Annotated in this window: 10 protein-coding genes; 5 read left to right on the forward strand and 5 right to left on the reverse strand. The window is 68.1% G+C overall.

Going from position 1 to position 12631, the window contains the following annotated elements:
- Nucleotides 1-20: 20 nt before the first annotated feature.
- Nucleotides 21-4235 (reverse strand): translocation/assembly module TamB domain-containing protein, encoded by a 4215-nt coding sequence (locus tag FJQ54_RS15485; protein ID WP_140929329.1) that lies wholly within the window; start codon nucleotides 4233-4235, stop codon nucleotides 21-23.
- Nucleotides 4235-6304, reverse strand: coding sequence for an autotransporter assembly complex protein TamA (locus FJQ54_RS15490; protein ID WP_140929330.1), 2070 nt, complete (start codon nucleotides 6302-6304; stop codon nucleotides 4235-4237). The genes FJQ54_RS15485 and FJQ54_RS15490 overlap by 1 nt, the downstream gene beginning before the upstream one ends.
- Before the next feature lie 86 nt (nucleotides 6305-6390).
- Here FJQ54_RS15490 and FJQ54_RS15495 point away from each other — a divergent pair, with 86 nt between their 5' ends.
- The gene (locus FJQ54_RS15495; protein ID WP_140929331.1) at nucleotides 6391-6837 is read left to right on the forward strand and encodes a peptidylprolyl isomerase; all 447 of its coding nucleotides are present in this window, start codon (nucleotides 6391-6393) and stop codon (nucleotides 6835-6837) included.
- 18 nt (nucleotides 6838-6855) lie between these two features.
- Here the strand turns inward: FJQ54_RS15495 and FJQ54_RS15500 are convergent, their stop codons facing one another.
- Complete coding sequence (locus FJQ54_RS15500) at nucleotides 6856-7557, reverse strand: alpha/beta fold hydrolase (protein WP_140929332.1); 702 nt, start codon at nucleotides 7555-7557, stop codon at nucleotides 6856-6858.
- Nucleotides 7554-8030, reverse strand: a complete 477-nt coding sequence (locus tag FJQ54_RS15505; protein ID WP_140929333.1) for a ribose-phosphate pyrophosphokinase — start codon at nucleotides 8028-8030, stop codon at nucleotides 7554-7556. Before FJQ54_RS15505 ends, FJQ54_RS15500 begins: the two co-directional genes overlap by 4 nt.
- A 48-nt stretch (nucleotides 8031-8078) precedes the next feature.
- On the opposite strand from FJQ54_RS15505, the gene hemB reads away from it, so the two are divergent.
- The 4 genes from hemB (at nucleotide 8079) to dksA (ending at nucleotide 12339) form a co-directional block, all read left to right on the forward strand.
- Nucleotides 8079-9074 carry a porphobilinogen synthase gene (gene hemB / locus FJQ54_RS15510; protein ID WP_140929334.1) on the forward strand — a complete coding sequence of 332 codons (996 nt, stop codon included), beginning with the start codon at nucleotides 8079-8081 and terminating at the stop codon, nucleotides 9072-9074.
- Entirely contained in the window at nucleotides 9071-10453 is a 1383-nt protein-coding gene (locus tag FJQ54_RS15515; protein WP_140929335.1) for a leucyl aminopeptidase family protein, read from the forward strand. Before hemB ends, FJQ54_RS15515 begins: the two co-directional genes overlap by 4 nt.
- A complete protein-coding gene (locus FJQ54_RS15520; protein ID WP_140929336.1) occupies nucleotides 10450-11361 on the forward strand; it encodes a C40 family peptidase in 912 nt (303 codons plus the stop codon). The genes FJQ54_RS15515 and FJQ54_RS15520 overlap by 4 nt, the downstream gene beginning before the upstream one ends.
- Before the next feature lie 612 nt (nucleotides 11362-11973).
- Nucleotides 11974-12339, forward strand: coding sequence for an RNA polymerase-binding protein DksA (dksA, locus tag FJQ54_RS15525; protein WP_140929654.1), 366 nt, complete (start codon nucleotides 11974-11976; stop codon nucleotides 12337-12339).
- Nucleotides 12340-12365: 26 nt separating this feature from the next.
- On the opposite strand, the gene FJQ54_RS15530 is transcribed toward dksA, so the two are convergent.
- Nucleotides 12366-12527, reverse strand: a complete 162-nt coding sequence (locus tag FJQ54_RS15530; RefSeq protein ID WP_140929337.1) for a DUF465 domain-containing protein — start codon at nucleotides 12525-12527, stop codon at nucleotides 12366-12368.
- Nucleotides 12528-12631: the final 104 nt, after the last annotated feature.

Genomic DNA, 12631 nt, shown 5'->3' on the forward strand with positions numbered 1-12631 from the left:
GCAATCGCCCCAACCTCGCTTCACCGCTCCCGCTGATAGCGCAGGTTGACGCTGGATTCACCCAGCGAGCTGACTTCCAGCAGCACGCTCCAGATTCGGCTCAGCGTTAGTTGCACGGTGGTCAGCGTGTTGCCCTGGCTGTCTGTCAGCACTTCCACATAGACATTGCGGGACAGCCTTTTGCCGATGGCGATGCCGGTGCCCATGTCGGTCTGGGCGTTGTCGCCCACCAGCCGCAGCCGGTCCACCCCGACCGAGCGGCGGACCTTGCCCATCGTATCCACGCCGGATTGCAGCCCGGCAATGGCGGTGGCCAGCTGCACCGCCTCTGTCACGCTGAGGTCCGCCACGGAGGAGCCGAACAGCAGGCGGGAGAGGATTTCATCCTCCGGCAGTGCAGGGGACGAGCTGAAGCGGATGTCCGGCTGGCCCGCCGTGCCGCTGATGGTGACGAAGGCGGTGACTTCCGCTGCCTGCGTCTGCGCCTGAATGTTGATGGAACTGTCCAGCGGGCGGCCATTGAAGCCGACGCGGCCCGATGTCAGCTCGAAGGTGCTGCTCGCGAAGTTGAACTCGCCGCGCACCAGCGTGGCGGTGCCGATGAAGCGCGGATCGGCCACGGAACCACGAATGCGGATGTCGCCGCGCCATGTGCTTTCCAGCCCCATGCCCTCCACGAGGACGCGGTCGTCCGCGCGGACCCGCACGTCCAGCGCGATGTCCGACATGCGCAGCGTCGGCTCGGCCTCCGGCATGCGCACTTCGCCTGCGCGGCGCACCTGCAGCTGCGGAATCTCGCTGGTTTCCACCTGCACCAGTTGCACCCGCGCCGAATCGACACGCAGATCGCCGGACAAGGTGATGCGGCGGCCCTCGCCCGCCAGCCGCAGCGGGCCGGTGAGGGTGAATTCCATGATATCCGAGTTGGCGAGCCGCGCCCGGCTGAGGTCCATCTGCAGATCGACCTGCTGTTTCAGGCCGAAGCGCACGAAGCCCGAGCCGGAGATGGTGCCGCCGTTGGCGCGGCCGGTGATGCTGTTCAGCTTCAGCAGGTCGCCGGTGAAATCGCCGTCGAACGCCATGTCGACGATTTCCGTGCCCAGCATGGCGTTGCGATAGACCAGCCCCTTGCCTCGGGCGATGCCGGTGAGCGACGGGTTGGCAGGCGTGCCCGAGATATCCGCGCCGATGGCGATGGAGCCTTTGAGTTCCTGCCCTTCCATTCCGGCGAGCGCCCACAGCGGTTCCACCGGGCCGTTGTAGCGGATGCCGCCGGACAGCTGGCCCTGTTCGAACCGCTCCTGCGGGGTTTCGCCCGGACCCGGTTCCAGCTTCAGCACCAGCCGCCCCAGATCGTTGTTCTGGTAGGACATTTTGGCCCCCATTTGCAGGCCGGTGCCATCGGATTTCGCGGACAGTCGCACGTCGATGGGGATGGTGATCCCGGTGACTCCGGCGCGTTGCAGGCCGGTGATGGTGAGGTTGGCCTCTCCCGCCGGGATACGGGATTTACCGTCGCCCCGGATCGCCAGCTGCCCGTTCACCTTGCCGCCGAAGCCCCAGCGATCCGACACAAGATCGAGGATGGAGAGATCAACATCGTGCAGCGCCAGCCGGAGGTCCTGCTGCTGGCCGAAGCTGCCCTCCATATCCACCTGCCCGCGCGGCAGCAGCAGCCGCGTCGGCATCAGCCGCCAGCCGTCGTCCGTTTTCACCAGCCGCGCCGGGCGCTCCAGCTTCATCGGCAACTGGCCCACCTGACCGTTCATGAAAAACACATAGCCATCCGCCACGGATTGCACGCGGCCGGTGGCCTTGAACGGCTGGCCGTCGCCGGTTCGGCCGCTGGCGTTCACCGTGGCCACGCCGCTGGTGCCCGCCAGATTGGCCGCGCCGTTCACCTCCGTCAAAACCAGCGTGCCGCGCCGTACGCCGGTGGCGGCGAAGCTGCCGCGAATCTCGGGCTTGTCCGGCACCAGCAGGATGGTGGCGCGGGCGGCCCCCTTGCTGATGGCGATCGGCTCTGCCAGCGGGATGCGCGCGTTGATGGCGCGGGCATCCATATCGACTTGCTGGATCGCGCCCGAGGCAGCGAAATCGAGGGTGGCGTCCAGCCCGTGCCCGTCCACGATCAGCCGGCCGGCAAACGGCCCGGCCGGGGTCTGCACCAGCCGCCCGCGCGCTTCAAGGCTGGCGATGGCGGCGCGCTCGATATCGAGGCTGAGCGGTTTGCCTTCGCCAAAGCCCACCACCACACGGCCATCCAGCGGGCCTTGCGGGCTGTCTCCCTTCGCGGTGACGAGCAGGCCGCCGGGCGCGGGGGCGATTTCGGCGACGAGGTTCGTCACGTCGAAGCCGAAACCGGGTTTGGGCATGGTGAGCGTGGCGTGCGGGGCTTTAGAGGTGCCGGAGGCGACCAGCGTGAACGGACCATAGGCGCGGCTCTGCCCCTTGGCATCCAGCGTGAAGCGGCCGCTGGCCGGATCATAGCTGGCCTTCGCGCCCGACACGTTCAGATTGGGGCTGCTCAGCGTGGCGTTGCTGACGCGGATCGTGCCATCCGGTGCCAGCGCGAAGCCGCCACGCATGGCGGGAAGCCCGCCGAGGAAATTCTTCATCGAGGCGTTGGCGAGCCCCAGCGCCCGGCCGTCAAAAGTGCCGGACACGCTGAGCGCGCCGTTCGCCGGACGCAGCACATTGGCCTGCACCCGCGCCGTGATCGGCCCCACACCGGGAAGTTCGATGCGGGTGACGCCCGCGTTCAGTTGCGCCGTCGCCCGCCCGTCGGGTGCGAGCGAGCCGCTGCCGCTGGCGTCCACCATGGTCGTCTGCAGCCTGACGTTGGTGGCGGTGATGGTGCCGTTGGCGAAACTGGCCGTGCCGGACAGGAGCGGCCGTTCCATCAGCGCGGCGGTTTCCGGCGGCAGGCCCACCAGCCGGGTCGCGCTGGCGGTGAAGGCAATCTGCATCGGCCGCGCATCGGTGGCGAGGCGAAGCTGCCCTTCGGCCACCAGCCCGTCCGCGCCCATCGGCCCTTGTTCGCCCGCGAAGCGCAGCGTGTCTGCGGTGGCGCGCCAGCGGATGTCCGGGTCTGCCACCGGGCCGCTCGCCGTCAGCGTCGCCTGCATGCCCGCGCCGGAAAGGGTGGGTGACACCGTCTGCGGCTGCTTCAGCACCAGCGTCATCTGTACGCCGTCCAGCAGATTGTCGCTTGTGTTGATGCGGCCGCCACCCGCCAGCGCCAGCGCGGCCGAGTTGGCCATCAGTTTCAGATCGAACCAGTCGCCGTCGCGGCTTCCGGCGGCGTCGATCGCGATGGCCGGGGCGGCCAGATCGGCCAGCGCGCCCTTGGGCAGCAGCGGCAGCGGGAACAGCTGGCCCTGCGCGCGGAAGCGTCCGCCGTCTGCGCTGAGTTTCAGGTCCGCCAGCGCGGTCGCCGCCTCGCCTTCGCCCATGGAGGCGTCGAGCTGGCCGCGCCATTGCTGCCAGCTGCCCTTGCCGCTCGCCTTCAGCGCCAGCGGCTTGTCGAAGTTGATCGCCGTCGTGACCATGCCGCCCACCGGCGCGCGCAAATCCGCATCCAGCTGGAACTTGTCGCGATCCGGCTCGGCATCCAGCAGCAGCAGCAGCCGGTCTCCGGCGGCGGCGCTAGCTTGCGTGTCCAGCAGCAACCGGCCCGAGCGGATGTCGGCGCGGCCCGTGGCCGCCAGCACTTCTTCGCGCCCCAGCAGCGGCTTTTCCAGCACGATTTTCGGGAAGCTGAAGCGCCCCACGCGGATGTCGATATCGGGCAGGATCGGCTCGTCCGGGTCGCGCGGGTTCAGCTTCCACATCCGCAGCAGCCGCACTTCGGGCACGTCCAGCCGGTTGATGGAGACGACACGGCGGACAAGGGTGATCGGCTCCCAATCGACATCGGCGCGCGGAATCAGCGCCAGCGGGCCGTCCAGATCATGCACCACCACGTCGACCAGCTGGAATTGCGACAGCAGCGAGCCGTCGATCCGCCCCACCTCATAGCGGATGCCCGATTCGGGCTGCAGGCCCGACACCCGGCTGGCGACGAAAGCGCGGCCGCCCGGCGTTTCCGCCAGCCACCACAGCCCCAGCGGCACGGCGGCGGCGAGCAGCAACACCACCGCCAGCAGCGCGCCCAGCAGCCATGCCCACCAGCTGCGGCCGGCGCGGTCCTCTGGCTCAGATTCGTCCGGTGCGGGGATCGGCTCGTCCGCCATCAGAAGGCCTGGCCGATGGAGATGTAAAGGGCGAACGGCGGATCGAGCTTGCTGCGGTTGATCGCCCGCGCGACGTCGATGCGGATCGGCCCGAAGCTGGTGAAGTAGCGCGCGCCCACACCTGCGCCGAAGCGCACGTCGCTGAAGCTGGGGCCGACATCCTTGTTCACGGAACCGGCATCCACGAAGGCGACCGCGCCGAAATCGCCGAAGCGGTGGCGCACTTCCACGCTGGATTCGAACAATCCGCGCCCACCCACCGGCAGGCCGTTTACGCCCAGCGAGCCGACCGACTGGAAATCATAGCCGCGCACCGAGCCGCCGCCGCCCGCATAGAGGCGGCGGGTGGGGGCGATCTTCAACAGGTCCGCCCCGGTGATCGCGCCGACCCGCGCCCGCCCGGCGAGCACGGTGGATTTCGCCACGCCCTGATAGGCGCTGCCTTCAAGGAACAGGCGGGCATAGGTTTCCACATTGGTGCCTTCGCGGGACACCTCCGGGTTCACATCCACCCGCAGCCGATAGCCCGATGTCGGGTCCAGCAGATCGTTGGAGCGGTCATAGCCAACCCACAGCGGCAGGCTGGCGAACAGGAAGTCCCGCCGTCCGCTGTCCGGATCGAGATCCAGCGTCACGCCCTTGCCCCGCTCGCGCGAGATGCCCAGTTCGAAGGCGGCATTCCATGTCCAGCGCTTCTGCCAGATCGGCGTGGAGGCACGGCCGATGCCCACGCCCAGCGTGAACTGCTGCGCCGAATAGGCAGCCGGATCGAGGTTCGCGAGATCGGCCGAAATATCCAGCGTGCGGTCGCGCTGGCGGAAGTTGCCGAACGAGAGCGCAGCCGAGGCGCGCTGCTCCTCGGTGCCGAGCACGGCCCGGGTCGTCAGCATGCCTTCCGGCTCGATGAAGTTGCGGTGCCGCCAACTGCCCTCCAGCCGGAAGCCTTCCTCGGTCGCATAGCCGATCTGGCCTGTGAGCAGCCGCTGCGGGCCGCGATTGCCCAGCACCTGCATTTCCGTCACGGCGCGCCCCTCGGCGTCGCGGATGCCGGTATCCACCGGACTGACGGTGACGCCGCCGAACTGCTGGGTGGCGATCAGCGCGCGGCGGAAATCATCCACCAGCCGCGCGTCATAGGGCTGGCCCGGCCGGAAGCGCGCGATCACCTGCGCATGCTGTTCGTTGAACGGGCGATAGCCCGTCAACTTGATGTCGCCGAACACCCCCTGCGGGCCGATATCGCCCGTCAGCAGATAGGTGCCGGTGGGCTTGTCGGTATCCAGCACCACGTCGCGCACGCCGATTTCCGCAAAGGGATAGCCGTTGCTGTTCAACTTCAGCAGCAGCGCGCCTTCGGCTTCTTCCACGGCGACGGCGCGGATCGGGTCGCCCACCTGCAGGCCGAAACCCTGCGCCAGTTCGGGCCGGTTCGCGGGGATCAGGTCCAGCACGATCTCGCGCCAGCTGTAACGTTCGCCGGGCACCACGATCAGCCGGATGTCCGCTTCGCCCTCCGTCTCGAAATCGGTCTGCACGGCGACGGTGGCGCTGTACCAGCCTTCGGAAAACAGCAGCCGTTCCATCAACTGCTTGTCTGCATTGGCGCGCGCGGCGAGCTGGGCGGCGGTGGCCGGGCGGTTCTGCCCGCGATAGAGCGCCGACAGGCGGCGGAAATTCGACTCCAGCCCGGTCGGCTGCAACCCCTCCACCGTCACGCGATAGCGCACGCCGTCGCTGGCCACGTTGGTGAAGCTGATATCCGTGCGCGGGGCCGGATCGAAGGTGGCGAGCGGCGGCAGCGGCGCGACCAGCGCCGGGTCCATCGCCTCCACCGGGGGCAGCACCAGCGGTTCCGCCGGTTCCTCGGGCAGCGGCTTGTCGGCATCCGGAATGGGCGGCAGCGGCGCGAACAGATCGTCATCCGCAGGCGGATTTTGCGCCAGCGCGGGCGAGCCCATAGCCAGCAGCCCCGCCATCATGACGGTCATCCCCCGGGAAACAGGCAGTCGGCTCAGGCTCACGCGACCGACAAAGACATGTCCGGCGGCAAAGGCAAGCATTTCAGTCATGAATCGGCTGCGGCTTGCGGCAGGCGGGGCTGGCGAGGGGGCGTTTTGCCGTCTAGGGAGCCGATTCTGACCTGAAAGGACCGAAGATGCCCGACACGCTGAAGCTCGCCACCGAAACCGGCGAGGTGACGATCAAGCTGCGCCCGGACCTCGCGCCCAACCATGTCGCGCGGATCGTGGAACTGGCCGACAGCGGCTTCTATGACGGCGTGGTGTTCCACCGCGTAATTCCCGGCTTCATGGCGCAGGGCGGCTGCCCCAACGGGCGCGGCACCGGCGGATCGAGCCTGCCCGATCTGAAGCAGGAATTTTCTGCCGAGCCGCATGTGCGCGGCACCTGCTCCATGGCGCGCACCTCCAACCCGGACAGCGCCAACAGCCAGTTTTTCATTTGCTTCGACGACGCCCGCTTCCTGGACAGGCAATATACCGTGTGGGGCGAAGTGATTGAAGGCATGGAGCATATCGACGCCCTGCCCAAGGGCGAGCCGCCACGCGCGCCGGGCAAGATCGTGTCTGCCCGCAGCGCGTAAAGGGTTGCGCGTCGCACGTCAGGCGAAGGCGAGCAGCGCGTCTGCGGTTTCATCGACAGCGGTCACCATCAGCATGTGGCCGCTGTCGATTTCCGGCATCGGCCAGCCATTGTCCCGCGCTTCGGCCGCGCCCTTGCGCGGCGCGGCGAGGCTGTTGCCCAGCGCCAGCACATAGGCTTTCGGCAGCGTGTGGAAGCGGGGCGGCAGCGTCGGCTGCGCTTCGGCAAAGCAAGCCCATGGCATCGGCGTCTGGCGACGGTTGACCCACTCGAAGCCGGAGTGATCGGCCGGAACGCCGAGGATGTCGGCCGTATAAGGAAGCTGTGCCTTCGCGCCCACATACACGGCTGACGCCTCTGCCGCCTCCATCGCCCGCGGTGGCGCGCCATCGAACAGCGCCGTGCCTTCCCCCATCGCCACGCCATCCAGCGAGACCCATTGCCGCACGGCGGGGTGCGCCGTCGCCAGCGCGGTGGGACGTGCGCCATAGCTGTGGCCAACGAGGACGACATCCGTCAGCTCCTCGCAATCCATGAGCGCCAGAAGGTCCGTGGCGTGGGTTTTCACGCCCGTTTCCGGCGTCAGCAGATGCGCGCGTTCACCAAGGCCCGTCAGCGTGGGGGTGAATACGCGATGGCCGTGCGCGCGCAGCAAATCCGCCACCGGCCGCCAGCACCAGCCACCCTGCCATGCGCCATGAACGAGAACGAACTGGGTCATTTTTTGATTTCTCCTCCGCTTCGCTTCGGGCGCGCAGTCGCGCTTGCGGTGGCTTCGCCACCGGGCTTGTCTGATCCTCCGCTTCGCTGCGGGCGCGCGGCCGCGCTTGCGGTGGCTTCGCCACCGGGATCCTCCTGCCAGTAATCGAAGCAGCGCTGCTGATGCTGTTTCACAAACCGTGCCGCCTCAGGCCCGGTGAACAGGCCCTGCCATTCGTCATGATCCTTCGACAGCCACCACCCCTGCCCGGGCAGTCCATCCGATTGCCGCACCACAAGGCTGGCGAGGCCGGGGCGGTCCTGCGCGCGCTGGCGGCTGTCCACCTCTTCCAGCGCGGCGCACAGCTGGCCCACCTGAAAGCGCTGGAACGGGTGGCCGAACCAGCGGAACACGTCGCCATAGCTGATCGGCTCGGCATTGCCCGCCTTCAGGATCAGCAGGGCCTCAAGTTCGTCGATGGGGAACAGCGCCATGTTGCATGGCTAGCGCATGACAAAGGCAGGCGCTACACGCCGGAGACGATGAGCATAGGTGAATATCCCGCCACGCGAATGCGGCGGCTGCGGCGGCAGCCATGGTCGCGCGCGCTGGTGGCCGAAACGCAGCTGACGCCCGCTGACCTGATCTGGCCGATTTTCGTGCGCGACGGCACCGACATCGCCGAGCCGATCGCCACCATGCCGGGCGTGTTCCGCCATTCGGTGGACAGGCTGCCCGCGCTGATGCGCGAGGCCGAAGCGCTGGGAATCCCGGCCATCGCCCTGTTCCCCTATACCCAGCCCGAGCGCCGCTCCGACGATGGCGCGGAAGCTCTGAACCCGGACAATCTGGTCTGCCGCGCCTTGCGCGCCATGCGCGATACCGGCGCGAACGTGGGCCTGCTGACAGACGTCGCGTTGGACCCCTACACCAGCCACGGCCACGACGGGCTGGTGGACGACAGCGGCTATGTGCTGAACGACGTAACGGTGGATATGCTGGTGGGGCAGGCGCTGAATCAGGCGCGTGCCGGGGCCGATATCGTCGCCCCGTCCGACATGATGGACGGGCGGGTGGGAGCAATCCGCGCCGCGCTGGAGGCGGACAGCCTGCACGATGTGCAGATCATGGCCTATTCCGCCAAATATGCCTCCGGATTCTATGGCCCGTTCCGCGACGCGGTGGGCGCGGGCGGCTATCTGAAGGGCGACAAGAAGGGCTACCAGATGGACAGCGCCAACGCCCGCGAGGCGCTGCGCGAAGTCGCGCTGGACATCGCCGAGGGCGCCGATTCGGTGATGGTGAAGCCGGGCTTGCCCTATCTGGACATCGTCGCCCGCGTGGCGGAGCGCTTCGACGTGCCGGTGTTCGCCTATTGCGTCTCCGGCGAATATGCCATGGTGGAGGCTGCCGTCGCCGCCGGGATGCTCGACAAGGACCGGGTGGTGCTGGAACTGCTGACGGCGTTCCGCCGCGCCGGGGCCTCTGGCGTGCTCACCTATCACGCCCCCCATGCCGCGAGGCTGCTGAACGGATGACCGACTTCGACCGGCTGCTGGCCACCGACCAGGGCGCAGACGCTATAACCATCACGCCCGTCAGCGAGGCCGGGTTCGACGCCTTTCTGGGCGGCTTGCCCGAACTGGCGCGCACAGCGGTGGCGGCTGCCGGGTTCAAAGGCCGCGCCGACACCGCCCTGTTCCTGCCCGGCGGCACCGGCCGGGACTGGAGCCTGGCCGTGGGGCTGGGCGCGAGCGAAGCGCCGGGTCGTTGGACATTGGCGGCGGCGGCGAACCAACTGCCCGAAGGGCGTTACCGCTTTAGCGGGCCGTTGCCGCCACAAGCGTTGCACGGCTGGCTGATGGCGCAGCATCGCTTCAGCAAATACCGCAAGCCGGACGACGCGCGCGGCCCGCGCCAGCTGCTGGCTGATCCCGCCGCCGTCAGCCGCGCCATCGCCGATGCGAACGCTGTGGCGGAGCTGCGCGACCTGATCGACACCCCCGCCGAGGATCTCGGCCCGGGCGAAGTGGAGGCGGTGATCCGCGCGCTGGCCGAGAGCGTCGGCGGCAAGTTGCAGGCCGTGGTCGGCGAGGCGCTGATCGATCAGAATTTCCCCGCCATCCACGCCGTGGGCCGCGCCTCTCCGCGCAAGCCGCGCCTGATCGCGATGGACTGGGGCGACCCGCAGCATCCGCTGGTCGCCATCGTCGGCAAGGGCGTCTGTTTCGACACCGGCGGGCTGAATCTGAAACCCGGTAATTCCATGGCGCTGATGAAGAAGGACATGGGCGGCGCGGCGCATGCCATCGCGCTGGCGCGGCTGCTGATCGCCCGGCGGCTGAAGCTGCGCCTGAAGCTGGTGGTGGCCGCCGTGGACAATGCCGTCTCCGGCGATTCGATCCGGCCCGGCGACGTCATCTCCACCCGCAAGGGCCTCAGCGTGGAAGTGGGCAACACAGACGCGGAGGGTCGGCTGGTCCTCGCCGACGCGCTGGCCTTCGCGGCGGAAGCGAACCCGGCGCTGATCCTCGATTTCGCAACGCTGACGGGCGCGGCCCGCGTGGCGCTGGGGCCGGATCTGCCCGCGCTGTTCGCCAATGACGATGCGCTGGCGGACGGCCTGCTGGCGGCGGGCGCGGCGGCTGACGATCCGCTGTGGCGGCTGCCGCTGTGGCAGCCCTACACTCGGCTGTTCCGATCCGACATTGCCGATCTCAACAACAATGCCGAGGGCGGCTTTGCAGGCGCCATCGTCGGCGGATTGTTCCTTGAACGCTTCGTGCCCAAGGGCACGCCTTGGGCGCATGTGGACACCTATGCGTGGAACGGCACGCCGAAGCCCGGCCGCCCCAAGGGCGCGGCGGCGTTGTCGCTGTTTGCGGCGCTGGGCCTGCTGGAAAGCCGCTTTTCATGAGTCTTCCCCGCACCCTCAGCCGTATCAGCGGCCCGCGTGACGCCCAGCCGCTGGGGCCGCTGGACCCGCGCGAACATGCCTGGCGCGACGATCTGGCTGACATCGCGCTGGCGGGGCGAGTCGCGGTTCCGCACTATGCCCGGCCGGTGGAGTTTCGCGCCCTGCGCCAGACTCCGGTGCTCAGCGCAGACCGCAGCAGCGCCGTCGCCGTGTCCGAGCTGCTCCCCGGAGAGCGCTTCGCCGTGCTGGACAGCGGCCATGGCCACGCATGGGGCTTTTCCGTCGCCGATCATTATGTCGGCCATGTCGCGCTGGACGCGCTGGGGCCGGTGGATAGCAGCACCGCCACCGAAGGGCTGATCGGCCCGGGCGACGCGCTGCTGTTCCGCGAACCGGGCATCAAGGCCGAAGTCGCCGCCACCCTGCCGCTGGGATCGCGGCTGCACTGGCAAGAGTATGATGAGCGCTTCGTGCGCATCGTCGGCGGGGCAATGGATGGGCTGTTTCTGCACCGCCGCCACCTGCTCCCCGCCGATGGCGACCCCACGCTGGACTGGGTGGAGGTGGCGCTGCGCTTTGTCGGTGCGCCCTACCGCTGGGGCGGGCGCAGCCGCAGCGGCATCGATTGCTCAGGGCTGGTGCAGGTCTCCCGCCAACTCGCCGGGCTGCCCTGCCGCCGCGACACCGACATGCAGTTCGCCGGCCTGACTGAAGACGTGCCGCAAGGCGAAGCCCGACGCGGCGACCTCGCCTGGTGGCCCGGCCATATCGGCATCCTGCTGGACCGCGACACCCTGCTGCACGCCAACGCCCACTGGATGGCCTGCCGAATCGAACCGCTGGCCGACGTCGTCGCCCGCGCCGGTGCAGGCGGCGGCCCGGCAGAACCGCGCGTGCGGCGACCCTGAGGTCGGGGGCCGTTTTTTTGCCTCCGGCGGGCAGGGAAATGATTTCCCTGCACCCTCTAAGTTGGCGTTGTACGCGAGCTCCACTGTCGTTCGTGTGATGGGATTCGATTGCCTGCGGCGCTACGAAGCCCTCTCCCCCTGCAAGGGGGAGAGATGGAGAGGGGGTGTCAACGCCGGGCCTGATCCGCTGACATCACAACATGCGCAACGAAAAGCGCCGCCGACCATAAACCCAACCCTCCGCCACCCCCCACTGAGTCCCCCGGGTCACGCTTCGTGAATTTTCGTCGCATCTGAATTGCTTCGCCTTGCCGGGCCGATATGGCTGGGCTAAGGCGCGCCCACGAAGCGACCGGGAGAACGGCCGATGACCATTCACCCCGGATTCTTCGGGTGACCGCAGATAAAAGGACAGCCTTCGAAGCTGCCGAGCGGTCAGGCGCCCTGGGGAGGGCAGGTGAACGGGCTGCGGGCGGCGAGGAGATTGCTGGCGTGTCGAATGTGCAATCGAAACGGGATGAAGCGACGGTGTTCGGGCATGACGGTCTGGTTGCCGAGCTCGAACGGCTGGAGCTTCCCAAAGATTACCGGCCCACGGACGACGAGCCGTTCATGAACGAACGGCAGCTGGCCTATTTCCGGGCTAAGCTGTTGCGCTGGAAGGCGGATATCTCGGCAGAGGCGAAGGCCACGCTGGAGACGCTGAAGGAAGGCCCTATTCAGGAGCCCGACCAGACAGACCGCGCCTCGTCCGAAACCGACTGGGCGCTGGAACTGCGCACGCGGGACCGGCAGCGCAAGCTGATTTCCAAGATCGATTCGGCGCTGCGGCGGATCGACGCCGGGGATTATGGCTATTGCGAGATCACCGGAGAGCCGATTTCGCTGCAGCGGCTGGAAGCCCGGCCCATCGCCACCATGACGCTCGAGGCGCAGGAGCGCCACGAGCGCGAGGAGCGGGTGAGCCGGGACGACTAGGCCCGTCTGGTTCGGATGCGCGAGCCTCAGTGAGGCTGGCGCTGCATTTCCTCTTTCAGCTTCAGCTTCTGCCGTTTCAGCTTGCTGAGCATGGTGAGGTCTGGAAGCGGACGATTCATTTCTGCGGCAATCAGCCCGTCAATCTGTTCATGACGGGCGTTCAGAGCCTGCAGATGCGCGGTAGCCATAGAGCCTATCCTTTCGCTGTCCGTTCGGCCCGGACCATCCGGGCCGGACAAGCAGTAAATCACGGCTTGGCGCGCATGGGAACGGCTGTTTCACATATGCCATA

Source organism: Sandaracinobacter neustonicus (genome assembly GCF_006385875.1).
GTDB lineage: Bacteria > Pseudomonadota > Alphaproteobacteria > Sphingomonadales > Sphingomonadaceae > Sandaracinobacteroides > Sandaracinobacteroides neustonicus.